We start from the raw sequence: 21,804 nt of genomic DNA, 5'->3' as shown, positions 1-21,804 counted from the left end.
ATGATAATATGATTACTGTGCAGTATATTGATGCATCCGAGACACACTTATTACGCCAAGCGGTGTTGCGTCCCAATCAGTCCCTAGCAGACTGTAAATACTCTTCTGACTACGAAAAAGACACATTCCACTTAGGTGCCTTTATAAACGATGAGTTAATTAGCATCGCTTCCTTCTCAAAAGAAATATATCCTGATTTGCAAAATGGTATCCATTATAGACTACGAGGAATGGCAACATTACCTAACTTTCGGAACAAAAGAGCTGGAAGCTCCTTAATTCAGAAGGCAGAACAAATTTTAAAAGAACGGAAAGCAAACATTCTATGGTGTAATAGCCGTATTACTGTAACTGACTATTACAAGCGATTAGACTTTCAAGAGCATGGTGAAATCTTTGAAATTGAACCGATTGGCCTTCATAAAGTTTTGTATAAAAAGATATAAGAAAAGCTTTCCTCAATACGGGAAAGCTTTTCTTATATTTCAATCTTCACTTTTTATCTTTTTCATATATATGTAGATAAATAAACTAGGAACTAAAAAACAAGCAAACATAATAAGTGCTGTTATATTTATTTCTTTTATCGAGATATCTGGTGTTACAATGATACAAACAGCTAATATCCCAATAATAATACCTACTGGAATTAATAATAATTTCATGAAATAGCTACGTGACACTCCGCCTGTGTGCTCATATACCTCTACAGAATGTTTTAAATTTAAGAAGTTAATAACTACGATCCCGCCAATAAATATCATTAATAAATCCGAAACACTTTCATATCCTGCCTCTTGCAAGACATAGCGGTAAAAGATGATAGCTAGTATGACGATATTTTGTAAGATGAAAGCCCATCTAATATGTTTTAACCCTTCAATCATTAAACGTTCATCTTTCACGATTTTCATCCTATCACTCCTTTTCCTCCCAAAACAACTCATTCAACGTTTTATCTACTGCATAACAAATTTTCAAACATAAATCTAAAGATGGATTGTATTTCCCCTTCTCAATTAAACTAATCGTTTGCCTTGTAACGCCTACTTTTTCTGCTAATTGTTGCTGTGTTAAATCTAACTGAACACGCGCGACTTTTATTTTACTTACAGCCATTCATGTTCCTCCTCTACCTTTATTGTAACATATATATTCCTTTAAGTGATTTATATTTTACAAAACCAATTAAGTTTTCACCTTATTCCAATTAGTGCGGGCTAATACACAGTGGGGATCCTCCCTACTGCCTATAGTCTCACTTTATTATACACAAAAAAGGAGCCTCTCATAAGAAGCTCCCTCTCCTATATCTATATTATAAGAATAAATGACATCCAAATAAAATTGTAAATAAGTATAGTAATGGATGTACTTCCTTTCCTTTACCCTTCACAATTTTCAAAACTGGATATACTAAAAACCCAATTGCGATTCCATTTGCAATACTAGATGTTAACGGAATACCTATAAAAATCAAAAATGCTGGTAACGCATCTTCAAATTCATTCCAATTAATATCTCGAATGCTTTGTGCCATTAAACTACCTACTATAATTAATGAAGGAGCTGTAATAGCGGCCACACTTGATAAAGAAGCAATAACAGGACTGAAAAATGCCGTTATAATTGTTAGACCAACAACTACAATCCCTGTTAATCCAGTTTTCCCACCTGCAGCAATACCTGCTGACGATTCAATCGTCGCTGCTGTTGGGCTTGTTCCAAAGATAGAACCTGTAGTCCCTCCAATTGCATCTGCAATAAACGCTTTACCAAAACGCTTCTCTGTATTGTCTGTAATTAAACCTGCTTGTTTAATTAAACCAAGTAATGCACCTGTTGTATCGAATAAAAGTACAAGTAAAAATGAAAATACAACACCATATAATCCGTATTCAATTACATCTGAAAATGCATTGGTTGGGTTTGAAACGATAATACCCTCTGGCAAATGAGGCATCGCCACAATTTTATCAGCAAACTTCAATTGCCCTGTAAAGAAGGCGATAATTCCTGTCACAATCATACTAATAAATAATGCACCACTCACACGTAATGCCATTAATACCGCCGCTAATATTAAACCAATTAAAGTTAAAATAACAGCTGGAGAATGAAAATCACCAATCGTAACTAAATTAGACGGATGATCTACGATAATTCCAGAAAGGCGCAATCCAATAAAAGCAATAAATAGTCCAATTCCACCTGCAATTGCATGCTTTAAACTATCAGGAATTGCTAAAATTAACTTTTGCCTAAACGAAGTAAAAGATAATAAAAGAAAAATAATCCCCGTTACAAATACAGCTGAAAAGGCAACTACATATGTAATCCCTTCTGCCTTCTGTACAACAGAATAAGCAAAATATGCATTCATTCCCATAGCTGGAGCAATAACAATCGGGTAATTCGCGAAAATTGCCATACCTACTGTTCCAACAACGGTGGCAATAATTGTTGCTGTAAACGCTTGGTCAAATGGTACACCTGCATCAGATAATATTTTTGGATTGATGACAAGAATATACGCAAATGTAAAAAAAGTTGTGATGCCAGCTAAAAACTCTTGCTTCACAGAAGTGTTATATTTTTGTAATTGAAACATGCTTATGTACCCTTCCTACACCTGAATTATTATCACACATTCTTTTCTTACTAGTATGTGAGAAAATATAATACTTAATCTTAACAATCAATAAAAAGAAGAGTCAATATATTCCCTAATAGTTCGAATTTTAAGTTTAAGTCTGACAAGTACAGATGTAGTACAGTTCATTATGATTATTTTTGTAGCATAACAGATAGAAATGTTTTATAATTTGAAATAGTTAAACATTTAACAAACGCATTCAAATATCGTTCACTCTACAAGGGGGATTCTTCTTATGCAGCACACAAACAAATCTGGAACTTTAAATCGTGGTTTAAAAGAACGACATATTACTTTAATGTCACTTGGCTCAGCTATTGGTGTTGGGCTATTTTTAGGATCCGCTTCCGCTATTAAACTAGCCGGTCCTTCTATTTTACTAGGCTATATGATTGCCGGACTCGTTATTTTTTTCATTATGCGAGCTCTCGGGGAAATGGCAATTGAACAACCTGTTGCCGGTTCTTTTAGTAAATATGCATATGATTATATCAGCCCACTCGCTGGTTATATTACTGGTTGGAATTACTGGTTCTTATGGGTTGTTACTTGTATGGCTGAAATTACAGCAGCTGGTATTTACATGCAGTACTGGTTCCCAGATATCCCGCGCTGGACTTGGGCATTACTTGCTCTATTGTTAATGAGCGCTTTTAACTTCTTATCAGTAAAAGTATTTGGAGAACTTGAGTTTTGGTTTGCTCTCATTAAAATTGTCACAATTATCTGTATGATAGTAGTCGGCGCTGGTATTATTTTATTCGGATTCGGAAACGGTGGTATCGCTACTGGTATTTCAAACCTTTGGTCACATGGTGGCTGGTTCCCAAATGGTTTTTCTGGGTTACTACTCTCCATGCAGATGGTACTATTCGCTTATTTAGGCGTTGAATTAATCGGTGTCACAGCTGGTGAAGCTCAAAATCCGAAGAAAACACTCGCAAAAGCAATTGATAACGTATTTTGGAGAATATTACTGTTCTACGTAGGAGCGCTATTCGTTATGATGGCAATTTATCCATGGAACGAACTTGGTGAGAAAGGAAGCCCATTCGTATTAACATTCCAGCAAATTGGTATCGCAAAAGCAGCAGGTATTATTAACTTTGTCGTATTAACAGCAGCTCTTTCTTCTTGTAACGGTGGTTTATTTAGTACAGGCCGTATGCTATTTACATTAGCTCAGCAGAAAAAAGCTCCTGAAAGATTTGGTCGTTTAAATAAAAACGGCATTCCAAGCCAAGGAATTGTAGCAACTGCTATCGTTTTACTCATTGGTGTTATATTAAACTATCTCGTACCTGCAAAGGTATTTACATGGCTTACTAGCATTTCAACTTTCGGCGCAATTTGGACTTGGGGAATTATATTAGTTGCTCAAATTAAATTCCGTAAAAGCTTACCTACTCAAAATAAACAAAAGTTATCATATAAAATGCCTTTATACCCATTAAGCTCATATTTCTCACTCGTTTTCCTTGTATTAGTACTAGGTATAATGGCGTATTCAGAAGATACACGAATTGCATTGATTGTCGGCCCAATTTGGCTTATCGGCTTAGCAATCGTATATTACATGAAAGGGTTTCATAAGATTGATGAAACACCTAACTCAAAAATTAGTTAAGCAAAGCACCCCTTCCTTATTACTTGGAAGGGGTGTTTTTATATCTATATAAATATTTCTCAACAAAATTCACGGTATTTTTACAATCTTTTAATATTTTTTATGTTTTCCGTCTTTATTTTTACAGAAAAATAAATTACATTATTAAAGCACATATATTTATTATTAGGGGGATTCTTCTATGAAGAATAAAAAATGGATTACATTTTCTTTAGCAACAGCAATTACACTAAGTATAGGGACCTCGTTCATACCGTCTACTTATGCCGAAAGCTCTGTAGACCCAGCTCCTGAAATTGCTGCAAAAGTTGTAAATCAAAACAATGGGAAGAAAGTATTATTCGATAATACACACGGTCAAACTGCTGGGACAGCTGACTGGGTTATTGACGGCGGCTTTTCTGACTTCGGAAACGGCATTGCAAAAAACGGATATCACGTAAAAGAACTTCGTAAATCAACACCTATTACGTACGAAGACCTAAATGGTTACAATGTATTTATCGTTCCAGAAGCTAATATTCCTTACAAAAAATCTGAGCAGGACGCTATGTTACAATATGTAAAAAATGGTGGTAGTATCTTCTTTATTGCCGATCATTACAATGCGGATCGTAATAAAAATCGCTGGGACTCTTCTGAAGTATTTAATGGATATAGACGCGGTGCTTGGGATAATCCAGCAAAAGGAATGTCTAATGAAGAAGCAAATTCACAAGCTATGCAAGGAGTAGAAAGCTCTGATTGGCTATCTGACAACTTCGGTATTCGCTTCCGCTACAATGCACTTGGTGATGTTTCAGCGAAAACAATTGTATCGCCTGAACAATCTTTCGGAATTACAAAAGGTGTTTCTTCTGTAGCAATGCATGCTGGTTCTACTCTAGCAATTACAAACCCAAAACTAGCAAAAGGACTTGTTTACCTTCCAGAAAATCCATCAAAATGGAATAACGCTGTTGATAGTGGCGTTTATAATGGCGGTGGTATTGCAGAAGGCCCATATGCTGCAATTGCAAAAATAGGACTTGGAAAAGCTGCCTTTATTGGTGACTCTTCTCCTGTTGAAGATGCAACGCCAAAGTACGTTCGTGAAGATTCTGGCCAAACAAAGAAAACTTACGATGGTTATAAAGAAGAAAACGATGCGATTTTATTAGAAAACATCGTAAATTGGTTATCGAATAAAGAGACATTTACAAGTTTAGATCAAGTAAATGGTTTACAACTTGATTCACCTACAGCTCTACAAACATTTGAACAGCCAAGCTTATCAACAGAACCACAACCTGAACCTTGGAGTGCACCAAATGCAGGTTATCAATGGTTTAATACAAATACTTTTAAACCAGGTTCATACGGTTATAACGGTGCGGTAACAACAAGCGACTACGTCGTTACACACCCTAGCATTCTACCAAACAATGAAATTTTCCAAATGAAGATTCAAGTAAACAACTTCCTACCTAATACAACTTATAACAACTATTCTTTAGGTATATTCACTACTGGTGGAACACAAGTAGCAAAAGTTCAAAATACAAACGGCACTTGGCCATCTGCTTTCGGATATAGTAGTGCATTCTCTTTCACAACAAACAGCTTAGGCTCTGCTGAAAAAGTTGTAAATGTACAGATTGATTCAAATACAACTGGACAAGCAACGCTTCGTCTACGTCAAAATACAACAGCGAAATATAATGAAACTGTAACGATTAATAAAAAATAATGAAAAAGGCAATCCATACATGGATTGCCTTCTTTTCACTTCTCTTCTTTTGAGAAAAACATTCTTGAAATAACGATACCTATACTACCGACGATTAGGAATAACACTGCCCTAATCATCATCGAAACCTCCGGTAAGTCAAGTAGGAATAACTTCCCTACCGTTACTACTAATACGATTAATCCAGCATATAATATTTCATTCATCTGTCTATAACGGCCAAACCAAACTGCAAATAACGCATATATCATCCATAATAACGATACAGATACGCTAATTATACTTCCATCTGTAGAAAGAACTTCACCAATTCTAGTGATTGTAATAAATACAATGACCATTAACCAGTAGAGCGCTATAGAGTACACATACTTACCAAAACTCGCTAACACTTCTTTCGCTTGTCTCATGCAATAATAGAATGTTCCTATTAAAATAATATGAGCAACAAAGCCTGCCGAAATAAATTGATCAAACGGACTAAAAATCGTTTGTATCATTCCAATCGCGTAAATCGTTGCACTAACATACAATTTTATCTGTTGTTTTCCTTTAATAGAAGTAACCATTCCAAGGAAACCTTGTAATAATAGTACGATCGCTGCATTCACTAAACTATACTCGTATAAAATCGCTAAACTAAATGCTCCCATTGTGAAACCAAATAAGAGATTTGTAAATGTAGAATGTCTATTCTTCCTATACTCAAGCACAAACATAGCAGCGTGCACAATTGCACTAATAATCAATCCCCATGTTGTAAAATCAGGTATTTTAGCAATAGCTAGTATAAAGAAAACTGCATTCGCACTAAATATCGCCAAACGCGGTTCTGGTATAAAACTTCTCTCCGTAAACATATGCCAAAATAATAGTAAATGAATCAAACCATATACAATCGTTAACTGTATTTGCAAGTTCTCTACTAACATTGACATAACAGCAAAGAAAACGAAAAGGACAATGGCAGCAACAGCATAAGAAATCATATATAAATATTTATAACGATTTTTCAACGCATACCATAATAAACTAAGTGTTAACACTGTCTCATATCCAAAGAAAATATAAGGATTAGGAGTCGTACTATTTAACAAAAATGGTACGAAGAACGCTCCGACCGCTACGAAAATAGTGAGATATTCCGATTGATATCTTTTCGCTAAATAAATGCCTAAAATAACCCATGCAATATTACAGAGAAACGCGACACTTGCCGGAATAAATCCGTATAAATAATGTGCTGCAAACGTTGTTAGAACAATCCCGGTAATACTTCCTCCAGCTAATACTAATCCTAACGCTTGCCGCTCTCTTTTAACTTGAATATCTCCTATATAATACAACCCGATAGATACTGCGATACCAAACACAATTCGTATCGCTGGTGTTAATAAACCAGCATCTACCCCTGCTTTAAATAACCAGATCACTCCAAGCAACATAATACCGACAAATACACGTGGTAACCACGTTTGACAAAACTTAATAATATTAAATGGCTCTGGTTTAAAAGCAGATATATCTACTTGTTTTACCTCACGTTCTTGCAAAGGCTCTTTTATCTTAACTATTTCTTCTTTTGGCTTTTCCTCCATTACCGTTTCAATATATTCTTTCTTATCCTTACTAACATGTTGCTGAGCGTTTTCTACTTCTATTTCCCTTTGCTTCACCTTTAATTCAGCAAGTGCTTCTTGAATCGTTTCAATTGCCGTTTCGAGTGCTTCTATTTTCTTATCCAAATCCTTCTTCATATGCTCCCCCCTTATTCGTAACTCTCATTAAACCTATATATTACCAATTACCTTTATCATACTCTTAGTCTATTCATTTTCAATAGTATTTTTCCAAAAAAAGAAAGGTGTCTTCCCAAAATAGGAAAACACCTTTTTACTCATTTATTCTTATTTAAAGCAATGCTAACGATGAAACCAAGACACATGCCTACAATAGCTGGAACAATCCATCCAACACCTTCTGTATAAAACGGAATGTATTTTAATACTGACGTCCACTGATTCATCATTACATTTTTATTTAAAATATCAATTGCACTAAATATTGCTACAATCCAAACAGTTACTGCATATACGTATGCATACTTCCCAATATACTTATGGAATAACCCTAGAATAATAAGCGTTAATGCAATTGGATAAATAAATCCAAGAATTGGTACTGATACTTTTAAAATTTGCGTTAATCCTAGCTAAGATCATACTAACAACGCTTACTATAAATGCCCACACTTTATAAGATACTTTCGGAAATGCACTCGAAAAAAATTGACTACAAGACGTAACAAGTCCAATTGAAACACATAAACATGAGATAGTAAAAATAAGACCTAATAAAACGACTCCACCCTGTCCAAATAATGTAGTCATAACTTGTGCTAACACTTTGGCACCGTTATCAAATGTTCCTAATGAGCCACTAATTGCCCCCACATATCCAAGGATGACATAAATAATCGATAATAATAGTCCTGCCCCGATTCCAGCAATACTCATATATTTCGCTAAACCTTTATCATCTTCAATACCCTTTGCACGTAATGCATTTGCAATAACAATTCCAAAGATTAAAGCAGCTAACGCATCCATTGTTAAATATCCATCTAAAAACCCTTGAAACATAGGAGCTTGGCCATAGTTCCCTATTGGTTCTTTCATATCTCCTACTGTTGTAAACATACTCTTTATAAAAATAAGTGCAATCATACATAATAATAACGGCGTCAAGACTTTTCCAAACAACCCCATTAGTTTAGATGGTGATAAACTTAACCAGTAAACAATACTAAAGAAAATAACTGTGTAAAACAATAATACTCCGCTTCCTGCTTCAGGGAATAACTGACCTGGCCCCATTTCAAAGGCTAAACTTCCCGCACGTGGTATACCAAGCCCAGGTCCAATAAATACATACACGATACATGGAAAAATAATTGCAAATGAAGAATGAACTCTACCCGCTAACGTTTGAAAACTTCCTGCTTTTGCAATAGAAATAACACCTAATATAGGAAGACCTGTTGCTGATATAATAAATCCTACTAACGAAATCCACACATGTTCTCCTGCTTCATATCCAAGAAAAGGTGGGAATATAAGATTCCCTGCTCCAAAGAACATCGAGAATAACATAAGACTAATAAGTAAAATTTCTTTTTTCTGTAACAATTTCATTTCTTTCTCCTTCTTTAATTTCATCTTTTATGAAATCAATTCCACATATAAAAAAAGTACAATAACCCGCTTCCTTACAAAGAAAACATAGTCCATAGTCTATCACAAAAGAAACACCCCTTCTATAGCTATTCCCTTTTTCCAATCTCTTCTGAAAAATCAACCTTTATTGACTTATAATAGTTAATAAGGTAAAATATTAAATGTACAAAATTATTAACTTTGTTTTTGTTTGTGTCAGGAGGAAAATAACATGGAATCAGCGATACAACTAGAAAGAGAACAACAAAGAAAAAAGAAACATCCTCCAGGTTTATACTTACTCTTCTTTACAGAAATGTGGGAAAGATTTAGTTACTATGGATTACGAGGATTATTAACATTATATTTAACGACAGCTTTAGTAAGCGGTGGTCTTGGGTTTAGTCCCGCATGGGCACTCTCTATTTACGGATTTTATACTGGAGCCTGTTATTTCACACCAATGATTGGTGGATACTTAACAGACCGTTTTCTAGGTAGAAGAAAAGCGATCACAATTGGTGGTATAACAATGGCAATCGGTAACCTTACACTATTTGCCTTGCAAAACCAATTAGGCCTATACCTCGGATTAGCGCTTATTATTATCGGTAACGGATTCTTCAAACCGAACATCTCTACACTGGTTGGAGAATTATACGAAGAGAACGATCCAAAACGTGATAGTGCATTTACCATTTTCTATATGGGTATTAACGTCGGGTCATTTTTAGCTCCACTCGTTTGCGGGTTTTTATCAGAAAATTTATTCAAAACAACAGTTGATGGCGTTGTACATTACGGATTCCGTTACGGTTTCTTAGCCGCTTCAATCGGAATGATTATTGGACAAATTTTATTTACAACATTATCAAATCGCTTCCTTGGTGATATCGGTAAAAAACCAACTCGCGATTTACAAACAACAGATGGACAACCATCAGTAGGAGATACACCGTTAACAAAAAAAGAAAAACAACGTACCGCAGTTATCGTCATTTTAACATGCTTCGTTGTCTTCTTCTGGGCTGGCTTTGAACAAGCTGGTAGCTCGTTAACATTATATACAAACAAATTTGTAGACCGCTCTGTGTTCGGATGGGAAGTTCCAACATCTTGGTTCCAATCGGTCAATCCATTATTTATTATTTTACTTGCTCCAGTCATTTCTGCATTATGGGCAAAACTTGCAACTCGCAAGCGCGGTGATTTAAAAATCCCAACTAAAATGGGACTTGGTATGATCTTGCTTGGTATCGGTTATATCATTCTCGTTATCGCTACATTAAAAACAGGTAGTGATGAACATAACATTACAGAAAAAGCAAACTTACTATTTATCGTCTTTACGTATCTTTTCCATACGTTAGGTGAGCTATTCTTATCACCTGTCGGACTATCAATGGTTAGTGCGCTTGCTCCGGTAAAATTAGCATCTTTACTAATGGGTGTATGGCTAGCAAGTTCAGGTATCGCCAACATTTTAGGCGGACAACTTGCAAGCTTTACAACCTCACTTGGATACGCTGAAGTATTCACAGTTATTGGCGCTGTGGCAATTATATTAGGTTGTGTTTTATTACTAATTTCTAAGAAATTAGTGAAATGGATGGATTAAAAAAGATGAGGAATTTCTCCTCATCTTTTTTTATGCCGTTTTACCTTTTTCTATTGCTTGTTCGTACAGCTCTTTATGTTCTTTATATTCACTTGGTACGAAACTCTTATAGAAGAATGAGAACCAGCTGTCTCCCTTTTTATACCCTTCTTCTCGAATTTCTGCTGCTTTTTTATTCAATTTAAACCCTTCAGTAAACCATTTCTTTAACAATTCATTTCTTTCATACTTAGCAGGAACTTTTAAATTATAGTTTTCAAATGCATACTTATAGCCAGCCTTTTCTACTGCCTTTTTTGTAGACTTATAGCCTTTTTCATACGCTGTTTCATATGCCTTCACGTATACTTCTTTCTCTCTATTTCCAGGATTCTTTTCAGCAAGTTCTTTCCCTGTCTTTTCTCCTAATTCAGCTTGTTCTTTTTCAATTTTTTCTGTTCTTTCTTTATTCCCTACTTTGAACCCGTCTACAAAGTTTACCTTAAACTCTGGAGCAACTTGACTATCGTCCATCGTCTCTTGTGCTAAACCTTGTTCTTTTCCTTTTTCAAAATGCGTTTTCTTCTGCTCTTCTAAAGACCATGCGGCTGCATAAGTCGCTTTAAACGCTTGTTTATATGCATCAGATTTTCCAGCTACATGCACTTCTGCATCATTTTTTCCTGCTTTAAAATCAGTTTCTCCATTCTTTTGACCTTCAAGTTGACCTTTTTCCATATCAGCTTGGCGCTGCGCTTCCTCTTGCTTACGTGCCTCTTCAGCTTTTCTTTGTTCTTCGGCTACACGTTGTCTCTCTTCTTCAGCTTTACGCTGTGCTTCTGCATTACGTTGTTTTTCAGCCTCAGCGTTGCGCTGTGCTTCTGCAGCACGTTGTTTTTCAGCCTCAGTATTGCGCTGTGCTTCTGCTTGTCTCTCAGCTTCTACAGCACTATTATTATTCTGGCTAGGAGCTGGGCTCGTTGCACCACTACTAGAAGCTGGTTTATTGTGATAATGATATTCCCCGTACTGTAATCCCCATTTCTCACAATTTGTACGACACGTATGTCCGCCGTTAGCATCTGTACGCCCTGGATGCCCATAAGCTGAAATTGGAGCTACCAATAACGCTATACTCGTTGTTAAAAGAAGTTTCTTCACCTGTTGTCTCACTCTTGTTCCTCCCAAAATATAGAATTATAACTTTATTATACATAAATAGAAGAATACTTAAATACAAACCAAAACATTCTATTTTTTCTCAACATTAGTAAAAAAGAAGGTGAACTCTTTAAAGAGTTCACCTTCTTTTTTACTTCTTCGCCTTCGTTCCTACTAAATCACCAGCAACAACATAACGCTTAGAATTATCCTTTACAGATACACATGTAATAAGCGTTATCTCATCTTTCCCATGATCCTCCACAACTTCCCACTTATCAGGAGTTACTTCAGATACACCAGTAACCGCATACTCATATTCATTTTCATTGTCATACAAATAAATTTTATCGCCTTTTTTCAAAGAAGCTATATCACTAAATAAAACACCTTTTTTAGACATGTTATGTCCTGCTAGTGCGTAATTTCCTTTTCCCATAACTTGATTCTCTTTTACTGTCGCTGCACCTGTTAATAAGTTTTTTTCAGTAGAAGCTTTCAAAACAGGCAGTTCTACTGAAACACTTGGAATCGAAATACGACCAATTACTTGTTTCTTATCTAATGATGCATTCGCTACTTCCGCCAAGTCTGGTTGATTAATTTTGGAAGCATCTACAAATTCCGTCTCATGCTTTTCATAATCCATCTTTTGAACAGCCTGCACATTTTCAGTCTGTTTCTTTTCAGCCTGATATCCATCATAAAATGGCTTTCCAATTAACACCCCACCTACAACAAATAGCAGGATTGCTACTATACTATAAATTCTTTGCTTATTCATATACAATTCCTTTCCCTTACAAAATCTTACTCTATATAAAATGATAAAATAATATCGCCATATGTACAAGTATTAGCTGAAAAGAAACCTTCTTGCCGGTGCAAGAAGGTTTCTTTTTAAGCTAATTTATTTCGGTATAGTGATACGTGAAAGATCGTCATCTGAATAAAGAAGATACTAAATGCAATATATATCGGATATGCAGGAACATATAGAATAACAATTGGAGAAAGAGTTAAAAAACCAACTGCACAAGGCAACACATACCATAATGACATAAATGTAGTACGACAAGCCTTTTCTGTAATTGCCTTTTCACGCTCATCTTCTTGAGGAAATAATAGTGGAAACATCCAATACGAGAGCTCTTTATATTTTTTCTTTTGAATTTTATAAATAACGGTCGATACAATACCAAATGTTAAAAGTAACCCGAGCGGTATTAAACTTATTGAAATTTCGAATGGTACTCTCTTCGTTTGAATAAAATTAGCGACTTCAATAGTAAAATAATATAACTCAATAAAAGCCCAGCCTGCTAATACCATTAAAAGTACATTTAGCATATAGGAAAATACGAGTCTATTCATCCTCTTCCCCCTCCTTATTTAAAACAAACACATCTTCCATCTTTAACTGGAACACATCACAAATCATAAGCGCTAATAACAACGAAGGAACGTAATCCCCTTTTTCAATTGCTGCAATTGTTTGTCTCGTTACTCCAACCTTTTCTGCTAATACACTTTGCGAAAAATTAAATCTTGCTCTTAATTCTTTTACTCTATTTAAAATGGTCAAATTTACCACATCTCACCATTATTGTATGCTTACCTTAACAAAATGTAAACTCAACTTAACATTAATATTATAAAAAAATCCAACTTTACATTGTAAAGTTGGATTTTATGTTAGTTTAAAATTGTCACTTTAACATTTTTTCTGCCCCAATTACTAGATGAAGCTTTATCTGGCATTAAAACATCGATTTTGTGACCTTTAATTGCGCCACCAGTATCTGCTGCAATTGCTTGCCCATAACCTTCAACATATACAATAGAACCTAATGGAATAACACTTGGATCTACAGCAATTAATTTCATTCCTGGGTTTGCAGTTAAATTATAAGGTTTACCACCTGGTCCCCATGCAGAGTATACTTGTTGACCTGATCCATAACCATTTTCAGATGGATCTGCTGTATAAGCTGTTGCGTGTACATAAAGTTCTTTCCCACCAGCAGCTGGTTTCGAAGGTTGTTCAGGCTCTACCTTCGAATTATTACTAACAACAGGTTCAGCTGGTTTAGCTGGTTTACTAGCTTTTTCTTGCTTTTGCTTTTCAGCAATTTCCGCTTGTGCTTTCGCTAAAGCTTCTTGCTCAGCCTTTGCAGCCGCTTCTGCTTTTGCACGCTCTTCCGCTGCGATTCTTGCTGCTTCTTGCTCACGAGCAATCGTTTCTTGTACTGCCTTCATATTTGACTCAATTTTAGCTTTCTCTTCCGTAGCTAAATTAAGTTGACTTGCAACCTCATTATATTTAGCTTGAACTGCTTGTAAGTTATCTTGACGTTTTTTCAAGTTATCTTGCAGTTCAGCTTGTGCTTTTGCTAATTTTTGTTTGTCTACTACTAAAGATGCTTCTTTTTCGTCAATTGTTTTCTTATCTTCTTCAATTTGACGAAGATCTTGTTCTTGTAGACGTAAAATTTCTTTATCAGCTTCTAGAATAGTAGAAACTGCATTCATACGTTGTAAGAAGTCTGCAAAGTTTTTTGACTCTACCACAACTTCTACTACTAAACTTGTATTTGAACTGTTTTGAACAGAAACCATACGTTTTCTCATAATATCTTTACGAGCAAGGACTTTATCCTCTAAAACGACAATTTCTTGCTTTTTTTGCTCAATCTGCTTATGTGTTTCATCGATTTTACGTTGAATAGCAGCTTGATCCTCTTTATTTTTTGCAATTGTATTATTTAAATTATGTAGTTCGTTTTCAATACCTTTAATTTCTTTACTAACAGCTTGCTTCTCTTGCTCTTTCTTTTGCATTTCTGCATCGTTTTGTTGCAATTGCTGTTGCATGTTGTTAAGTTTCTCGTCGTTTGACTCTGCTTTTACAGCGACTGTACTAGAAAGAACGATAATTCCTGCTAATACTAGACAGCTGATTCGCTTAAAATAGTTCATAATCCGACTCCCTTCTCATACAGTTATACATGATTTATTTTACAGTTTGTTTACAAAACGATTAAATACAGTTTATTTTTCGTGACGAAAAAAAGAGAATTATGAATAAAATGTAATAGATTCTTAAATATTTAACAATTCCTATATTTAAAAAATACAAAAGATGCTAAAATCCAAATATAGAGAAAATATAACTTTTGAAGGCGGTTGAAATAAATATATGTTTACTCAAAAGAAATCACTCCAACATACAATTGCTCAATTAGAAGAGCGTATACAAGAATTAGAAGCAGAATTGAAACAAAAAGATATTGAAAAACAAGAGACTATTTCGACTATCCACGATCGTGTACAAAGCGTTGTACAAGAGCATCAACTTGTAAATAACCAACACAATACACTCCAAAATTTAGTTCAACAATTAAGTTCATGTTTCGAAAATGTTTCAACACGTACGACACATTCCAATGAGTTAAATAATGAAATGTTGCAAAAGGAACAAAGCTTAATTCAGTCTATTGCAGAAATTATTGACTGCTCTAATGAAGGAAAAGAATCCGTTCACCGCTTACTTATTGTAATTAATAAATTAGGTGAACAATCTCAACGCACGTCTAATAGTATGAATCATCTAAGCGAACGCTCAAAGGAAATCGAGCAAATTGTAGAAGTCATTCAAAACATTGCAGCACAAACAAATTTACTTGCCTTAAATGCGAGTATTGAAGCCGCACGTGCTGGAGAGCACGGTAAAGGATTCGCTGTCGTTGCCAATGAAGTAAGAAAACTAGCGGAAAGTACAGCAGAAAGCACAAAAAACATCGGCAACTTAACGAAAAAAATTCAAGAAGAAATTGAAAAAGCATACGATAATACAAAAGATAATTTACATTTAGTTGATGAAGGTGTAGAAATGAGCGCCGATACAAACGCTAGAATTGAAAATATTTTAGTTATGATTCAAACGTTACAAAATGGCGCTACAAATGTTATTAAGGCTATTGAAAACCAAAAGTCTTGTAATGATGACATATTACGAGAATTCGCTAACACACAACAAATGTTCCAAAAATTAAATACTACTATTATGAATCATATTCATGATGCTGAAAAAGTCGATGTTCAATTGTCTAAAAGTCTTCAAGGAACAGTAACTTCTTAATTAAAAATAAAAATCCCTTATACTGCTATAAGGGATTTTTATTTTATTTCGAATATTTATTTCTTTTCAATATTCATCCATATCTTTGTTATAATGGAAAAGTTGTTTCTTTCAACTAATAAACAAGGAGGTTATTATGGAACAATTTTACTACGTTTTAAAATATTTAATTCTCGGTCTGTTCCAAGGACTAACAGAACCAATTCCGATTTCTTCAAGTGGTCACCTCGTTTTAGCACAACATTTGCTAGAACTAAAAATAGAAGGATTTAGCTTCGAACTACTTGTTAATTCAGCTTCATTATTAGCTGTATTACTTATTTATAGAAATGATTTAATTCGTCTGACGAAGAATGGTCTCTCTTATATATTTACAAGAGCAGAAGACGCGAAATCAGATTTCTTCTTTATTATTTATCTTGTTATTGCAACCATTCCAGCAGGTGTTATTGGTGTTTTATTTAAAGATTACATCGATCAGTACTTAAAAGGTGTGAAGATGGTTGGGATTTCCCTTCTTATTACTGCTGTCGGCCTTTGGATTATTAGAAATTTACGCGGTCGTAAAAATGATGGCGACCTTTCTATGAAAGATGCAATCATCGTCGGATTAGCACAAGCTTGCGCACTGATTCCTGGAATAAGCCGATCTGGTGCCACAATCGTAGCAGCAATGTTACTTGGTATGAAGCAAGAAACAGCTCTTCGCTTCTCATTCTTACTATACATTCCTGTTAGCTTAGGTGGCTTATTGTTAAGCATTACAGACATTGCAAATGATCCAAATCTAGACACATTATTCGTACCATATGTCGTTGCATTCATCGCAACATTTATCATGACGTATATTTCACTAAAATGGTTTATGAACATTATGGCAAAAGGAAATTTAAAGTATTTCTCTTTCTATTGTATTATCGTAGGTGTACTTACTCTTATTTTCTTATAAAGTGAAACTTACAAATCGAAAGCGAGTCATTCTATTACACTAGATGACTCGCTTTTTTATACCTTTATTAAGTTAAAACCTATCATTTACTTCGAATTTCCAGAATAGTATAATAACGATCAAGTTCACTATTATAGTAATTCTATCTTTCCTACTATTATCGTAAAAGAGGTGTTTATATGCTTATAGTTACTAAACTCATTCACATTAAGTACGGATATGAAAGTGAGCTACTTTGTGAGCTTAAACAATATTATCCTTCCCCTGGAACGAACGGTTTTATTAACATAGAGTTTTCACATGTTCATCGTACAAATGATAAGACAGAATATATGTTTCGTATGTTATGGAAAACACAACAAGATTACCATACATGGCTTTCTCAAAGAGAAGGCCATGTAACTTTGAAGTACAAAATACAAGGCTATATCCTTTCTTCCAAATCAAATGCTACCTATGTGCATTAACTCTTCTCTTTTTATTCCTTGCGAGGAGAAAAATGATAAAGTGAAACTTTAATCCTCACCAATCGTGCTTCCCACAAATAGCGGGATAAAGAGCCCTCTTACTTTTCATACTGTAAGAGGGCTTCTCTTATGCATACACTTTCTTTTCTTGACAATACAAACGAATAACATGTTTATTTTGTTGAAATACATCATGCGTCAGACGAATAATAATAAAGTTTCGTTTTGTTTGATCATCATGAACAAAAATCTGTTCTCCCTCCTGAAAACGCCATGCACTTTCAAAAGTCGTAATATGATCCCCACTTACAGAAAAAAGTTCATATCGCATCTCTTGTACCCTCTCTCAACTTACATAATCATAATATCCTTATATTAAATTTATTATAACTTAATTCCTATAAAATTAGTAATTATTTCTATTTCGAAAGATTTTAACTTTGTATTTAAATATTTTTAGCGCTATAATGATAAACGAATTTTTATTGAAAGGAGTTTCACTTTGACTGCATATTTATTTCCAGTAAAAACAGCATTTATTTTATTTCCTTTTTTAGCAATGTTTCTTTTAATCCCTTTTCTAATATTTAATTATCGAAAATACGGTTATTTAAATAAATGGCGCTCATTTATTTTATACTCATTATTACTTTACTTATTAAATGCCTATTTTCTTGTTATTTTGCCGTTGCCACAAACGTTTGATACTTGTAGCCTACAATCGGCTAATACACAACACATGCAACTCTCACCATTTTATTTCATACAAGAGATTAGTAGTCATACATCGGCAGTTTTAACGAAACCGGCTACTTATTTCTACTTATTAAAAGAGTCTGCTTTTTTACAAGTTGCATTTAATGTTCTATTAACTGTTCCATTCGGTATTTACTTACGTTATTATTTCCGACGTAGTTTCCTACAAACAATTTGCATTTCCTTTTTCCTTTCACTATTTTTCGAGCTAACACAAGTGACTGGATTATACGGTATATACAATTGTGCATACCGATTATTTGATATCGATGATTTGTTTTTAAATACATTAGGTGGCGTAATTGGTTTTATCATTGCACCAATATTTACGTACTTCCTTCCAAAAACAAACGAGTTAGATAGTCATATTGATTTGGAAACGAAACCAGTCGGATTCATTCGTCGTCTTATCGCGATGCAAATTGATTGGATTTTCTTATCTATCGTTGTACCTGTCATTAAAAACAAAGGAAATTCTTTCTTCGTTTCTAATATGCAATCTTACACCAATATGTATGAACTCATTTTCATTACGTGTTCAATCCTTATTTACTTTATTATTATTCCATACTTTACGAATGGAAAAACAATTGGGAAAGCATTGCTTCGCATTCACCTGAAAGGAAAATCAGATCGTATTACATTAAAAGAACTATTTATTCGATACGGTATATTTTATTTTGCGTTAGGCGGAATCAATTATATTCTTTCTAGTAGTTCTATGTTAAATCATACAGAACCTTTAGTATTACTCGTTACATTGTTATTCCTATTCATCATTAACGGCCTGTTTATTATTCATGTTTTACTGCATGTATTTAGCCGTGATAAACTACTATTTTATGAGCATATTAGTCATACAAGAAATGCAATTACACTAAAAAAAGCTGACAAATAATTATTTGTCAGCTTTTTCATATACATAATGTGAAACTTTAATCAACCCTCCCAAAACGAGCGGTTATCTCCCACCGAATTTTGAGATGGGAGTATTACTGCCCGTTAATGCGGGATAAATAACTTTTCTGCATAAGGATTAAAAAACATTCCAAGTTCATCTAGAGACTTCCTCGCCTGTAAAAACGAATGAAACTCTGGATATATATCTTGTAATTGCTCATACGATAATGTATGCATTTTCCCCCAATGCGGACGCCCTTCATACTTCAGAAAAATTTTTTCCACTTCGCCAAAGTAAGCAGCATATTTCATACCTTTATACATATGAACAGCGATATACGCTGAATCTCTTCCATAGGCTGGACTAAGCCATATATCATCACCTTTCACATAGCGGCATTCGATCGGGAAGTGCACCTTATACTTTTTCTTTTCAATAAGATTTGAGATTTCTTCTACCACAGTCCTCATATACTTTGAAGGAATGCTATACTCCATTTCATAAAATGGTACCGTACGTGATGTAGCAAATACTTCATAGCTCGGGCCAATTATTTTTGTGTTTGGTACAGCCTTAGCTGATAATCGACTCACTCCTTTACTTATAGAAGGAAACCATTTACACCCTTTAGATAGTAAAGAGAACATCCTATTTTCAAGTAACTCCACCTTTAGTTTATGCCATTTCAAATCACTGCCTGTATTCGTTGTTTCGTTCGTAAGTTTTACTTGTACTTCATCAGAATAAGGAAAAACGAAAAATTCAAAGTGACGATGCTTCTTATACTCTTCTAGTTTGTTCATTACAGTAGATAATGACTGTTTTTCACTTTCATAAACGAGTGAATACGCTGGAATAACCTTCAATTTTATCTTTACAATGATACCTAACATTCCAAGTGACAACTGAAACGCTCTCCAATATTCTACGTTCTCAGCTTCCGAACAAACTATACTCTCACCATTAGATAAAACTGCCGTAATCTCTATAACTTGTGTTGATAAGCTCCCAAAGGTAATACCCGTTCCATGAGTCCCCGTACTAATCGCTCCTGCAATAGATTGCGAATCAATATCCCCTAAATTTTCTTGCGCATAACCTTTTTCCTCAAGTAACTTCCCTAAATCATATAACTTTGTTCCTGCCCACACTTCAGCGACCATCTTCTCTTCATCAATATTCACAATGCCCTTCAATTCATCTAAAGAAACTAAAACTTCTTCCGTTTGCACAAGGGGTGTAAACGAGTGTCCTGAACCAACAACACGAATTTTCTGCCCCTTTTTTCGTGCAAGGCCCACTACTTCTACTACATCTTGTATACTTTCTGGATACATCGTATAATGCGGCGTTCCTTCTACATTCCCTGTCCAATTCCTCCACCTTTGTCCCTTTATAGAAAGCATTGGCCATCCCCCCGATATGTTGAATACTCCCCAACAATCTCTCCTTGTTTAACACGATACAAAAAAGGAAAGCGTTCACATAATTCACCAGCCTTACTATGACGAAACAAAATGGACTCTCCTATGTCCACTCGTTCCTCGCCGTTATAAAAAATTGGCGTTTGTACCTCGCCAGCACCTTCTAAAGCTAATAGTTTTGCACCCTTTGGTCTCCAAACTTCAGGCTCTTTATCTTTTCCAACTGCTCCTGAAGCAATATATCCACCACCTAGGCAAGTGTAAATAAACGGGACTGGTTTACGCACAACTGGTAAGGCAAATCCGATCGCTGGATGAAATTTCACCTCTTTATAATAATCAAACAGCTTCGGAGAATAAAAAGCAGAACCTATTGTAATCTCTGAAACTGAATTATCTTTCTCAGTTGTTTTTATGCTTCCTGTTCCGCCTCCATTTACAAACCTTAGCTCAATACCAAGGTTTTGTATTGCTTTTACAATATGTTCTCTTCTTTCTTTAACTTCTAACACTGATTTCTTCTTTAAATACGAAATCACCTTACTTTTCAGCCATTGATTTGGTATACGATCGCCTACCCCAGCAATTTGAGCTTCATAACCCATCACACCATCTAACATTAAATATGATGACCTTCTCACCTTTTCTACTACTTTCAACGCATCCTGCACATTTTTTACTGGGGATCTTTGTACACCAAAATGAAATTGAAAGAAACGACTACTCATATCAATATCCAAACAAACACGAAAACATCCTTTAGATTTCTCAGCAATTTTTTCTAAATACACAATATGCTCTTCACAATCCACCATACAAGTTATAATGAAACCTTTCTTTGTTAGCAAACTAATTTCATACAAAGCTCTTTCATCATAAGCAGGATATCCAAGCAATAAATCATTAAATCCTTGTTCTATTAAAAATAAAGTCTCTCTAGGTGAAAAGCACATAATACCTTGAAATCGATCATTTGCAGCTAAAATCTTTTGCATAATCGGAACAGAACGTAACGATTTACTCGCTATACGAATCTTCTTATTTCCACTTAACTCTATAATTGATTGAATATTTCTATCTAAAGCCACTTCATCCAAAAATGCACACGGTAATGGAACTTCTTTAAAAATTCCTCGATCCACATTTTTCTCTCCTCTTCTCAATATGTCTTATACATATTG

General features: G+C 34.7%; 19 protein-coding genes and 2 pseudogenes. 8 read left to right on the top strand and 13 right to left on the bottom strand.

Going from position 1 to position 21,804, the window contains the following annotated elements; translation table 11 throughout:
* Positions 1-8 precede the first annotated feature (8 nt).
* The gene (locus DN403_RS16770) at positions 9-446 is read left to right on the top strand and encodes a GNAT family N-acetyltransferase (RefSeq protein WP_000633848.1); all 438 of its coding nucleotides are present in this window, start codon (positions 9-11) and stop codon (positions 444-446) included.
* Between the two features lie 39 nt (positions 447-485).
* Here the strand turns inward: DN403_RS16770 and DN403_RS16765 are convergent, their stop codons facing one another.
* The 3 genes from DN403_RS16765 to DN403_RS16755 all read right to left on the bottom strand — a co-directional run bounded on the left by DN403_RS16765 (position 486) and on the right by DN403_RS16755 (position 2,611).
* Positions 486-914 (bottom strand): hypothetical protein, encoded by a 429-nt coding sequence (locus DN403_RS16765; protein ID WP_000706646.1) that lies wholly within the window; start codon positions 912-914, stop codon positions 486-488.
* A gap of 4 nt (positions 915-918) precedes the next feature.
* Positions 919-1,119 carry a helix-turn-helix transcriptional regulator gene (locus DN403_RS16760; RefSeq protein WP_000301184.1) on the bottom strand — a complete coding sequence of 67 codons (201 nt, stop codon included), beginning with the start codon at positions 1,117-1,119 and terminating at the stop codon, positions 919-921.
* Between the two features lie 199 nt (positions 1,120-1,318).
* Positions 1,319-2,611 carry an NCS2 family permease gene (locus tag DN403_RS16755; protein ID WP_000487187.1) on the bottom strand — a complete coding sequence of 431 codons (1,293 nt, stop codon included), beginning with the start codon at positions 2,609-2,611 and terminating at the stop codon, positions 1,319-1,321.
* A 280-nt stretch (positions 2,612-2,891) separates the two neighbouring features.
* Here DN403_RS16755 and DN403_RS16750 point away from each other — a divergent pair, with 280 nt between their 5' ends.
* Together DN403_RS16750 and DN403_RS16745 are read left to right on the top strand one after the other, a co-directional pair.
* On the top strand, positions 2,892-4,283 hold the full coding sequence (locus DN403_RS16750; RefSeq protein WP_001164901.1) for an amino acid permease: 1,392 nt from the start codon (positions 2,892-2,894) through the stop codon (positions 4,281-4,283).
* A 181-nt stretch (positions 4,284-4,464) separates the two neighbouring features.
* Positions 4,465-6,012, top strand: coding sequence for a hypothetical protein (locus DN403_RS16745; protein WP_000791515.1), 1,548 nt, complete (start codon positions 4,465-4,467; stop codon positions 6,010-6,012).
* Between the two features lie 35 nt (positions 6,013-6,047).
* On the opposite strand, the gene DN403_RS16740 is transcribed toward DN403_RS16745, so the two are convergent.
* Positions 6,048-7,769, bottom strand: a complete 1,722-nt coding sequence (locus tag DN403_RS16740; RefSeq protein WP_000710908.1) for a DUF2339 domain-containing protein — start codon at positions 7,767-7,769, stop codon at positions 6,048-6,050.
* A 140-nt stretch (positions 7,770-7,909) separates the two neighbouring features.
* Positions 7,910-9,206 (bottom strand): annotated as a pseudogene (gene brnQ1, locus DN403_RS16735) (branched-chain amino acid transport system II carrier protein BrnQ1).
* A 253-nt stretch (positions 9,207-9,459) separates the two neighbouring features.
* Here brnQ1 and DN403_RS16730 point away from each other — a divergent pair.
* Positions 9,460-10,845: a peptide MFS transporter gene (locus DN403_RS16730; RefSeq protein WP_000443140.1), complete on the top strand. Its 1,386-nt coding sequence runs from the start codon at positions 9,460-9,462 to the stop codon at positions 10,843-10,845.
* A gap of 30 nt (positions 10,846-10,875) precedes the next feature.
* Here the strand turns inward: DN403_RS16730 and DN403_RS16725 are convergent, their stop codons facing one another.
* The 5 genes from DN403_RS16725 to DN403_RS16705 all read right to left on the bottom strand — a co-directional run bounded on the left by DN403_RS16725 (position 10,876) and on the right by DN403_RS16705 (position 14,964).
* The gene (locus DN403_RS16725) at positions 10,876-11,997 is read right to left on the bottom strand and encodes a YHYH domain-containing protein (RefSeq protein WP_001249825.1); all 1,122 of its coding nucleotides are present in this window, start codon (positions 11,995-11,997) and stop codon (positions 10,876-10,878) included.
* Between the two features lie 139 nt (positions 11,998-12,136).
* Positions 12,137-12,769, bottom strand: a complete 633-nt coding sequence (locus DN403_RS16720) for a class A sortase (RefSeq protein WP_001041729.1) — start codon at positions 12,767-12,769, stop codon at positions 12,137-12,139.
* A 116-nt stretch (positions 12,770-12,885) separates the two neighbouring features.
* A complete protein-coding gene (locus DN403_RS16715; protein ID WP_001081104.1) occupies positions 12,886-13,359 on the bottom strand; it encodes a hypothetical protein in 474 nt (157 codons plus the stop codon).
* Complete coding sequence (locus DN403_RS16710; RefSeq protein WP_000154007.1) at positions 13,352-13,570, bottom strand: helix-turn-helix transcriptional regulator; 219 nt, start codon at positions 13,568-13,570, stop codon at positions 13,352-13,354. The genes DN403_RS16715 and DN403_RS16710 overlap by 8 nt, the downstream gene beginning before the upstream one ends.
* Positions 13,571-13,680: 110 nt before the next feature.
* Positions 13,681-14,964 carry a 3D domain-containing protein gene (locus DN403_RS16705; RefSeq protein ID WP_001105792.1) on the bottom strand — a complete coding sequence of 428 codons (1,284 nt, stop codon included), beginning with the start codon at positions 14,962-14,964 and terminating at the stop codon, positions 13,681-13,683.
* 631 nt (positions 14,965-15,595) lie between these two features.
* Between DN403_RS16705 and DN403_RS32305 the strand changes: the two are divergent.
* From DN403_RS32305 to DN403_RS16690, 3 genes and pseudogenes are all read left to right on the top strand, one after another.
* Positions 15,596-16,126 (top strand): annotated as a pseudogene (locus DN403_RS32305) (methyl-accepting chemotaxis protein); the annotation flags it as partial.
* 136 nt (positions 16,127-16,262) lie between these two features.
* Positions 16,263-17,075 (top strand): undecaprenyl-diphosphate phosphatase, encoded by an 813-nt coding sequence (locus DN403_RS16695; RefSeq protein WP_000434788.1) that lies wholly within the window; start codon positions 16,263-16,265, stop codon positions 17,073-17,075.
* Between the two features lie 179 nt (positions 17,076-17,254).
* Complete coding sequence (locus DN403_RS16690; RefSeq protein WP_000909751.1) at positions 17,255-17,542, top strand: antibiotic biosynthesis monooxygenase family protein; 288 nt, start codon at positions 17,255-17,257, stop codon at positions 17,540-17,542.
* A 127-nt stretch (positions 17,543-17,669) separates the two neighbouring features.
* Here the strand turns inward: DN403_RS16690 and DN403_RS16685 are convergent, their stop codons facing one another.
* Positions 17,670-17,873 carry a hypothetical protein gene (locus DN403_RS16685; RefSeq protein ID WP_001268332.1) on the bottom strand — a complete coding sequence of 68 codons (204 nt, stop codon included), beginning with the start codon at positions 17,871-17,873 and terminating at the stop codon, positions 17,670-17,672.
* Between the two features lie 171 nt (positions 17,874-18,044).
* Here DN403_RS16685 and DN403_RS16680 point away from each other — a divergent pair, with 171 nt between their 5' ends.
* Positions 18,045-19,196, top strand: a complete 1,152-nt coding sequence (locus DN403_RS16680) for a VanZ family protein (protein ID WP_000128030.1) — start codon at positions 18,045-18,047, stop codon at positions 19,194-19,196.
* 104 nt (positions 19,197-19,300) lie between these two features.
* Here DN403_RS16680 and DN403_RS16675 read toward each other — a convergent pair whose 3' ends face one another.
* Both DN403_RS16675 and DN403_RS16670 read right to left on the bottom strand, forming a co-directional pair.
* Positions 19,301-20,605 (bottom strand): D-arabinono-1,4-lactone oxidase, encoded by a 1,305-nt coding sequence (locus tag DN403_RS16675; RefSeq protein ID WP_000948961.1) that lies wholly within the window; start codon positions 20,603-20,605, stop codon positions 19,301-19,303.
* Entirely contained in the window at positions 20,593-21,765 is a 1,173-nt protein-coding gene (locus DN403_RS16670) for an amino acid deaminase/aldolase (protein WP_000373750.1), read from the bottom strand. Before DN403_RS16670 ends, DN403_RS16675 begins: the two co-directional genes overlap by 13 nt.
* Positions 21,766-21,804: the final 39 nt, after the last annotated feature.

The organism is Bacillus sp. AY2-1 (assembly GCF_008368965.1).
GTDB lineage: Bacteria > Bacillota > Bacilli > Bacillales > Bacillaceae_G > Bacillus_A > Bacillus_A thuringiensis_S.
The sequence above is the reverse complement of the archived record's forward strand: the minus strand, read 5'-3'. Positions and strand labels throughout refer to the sequence as shown.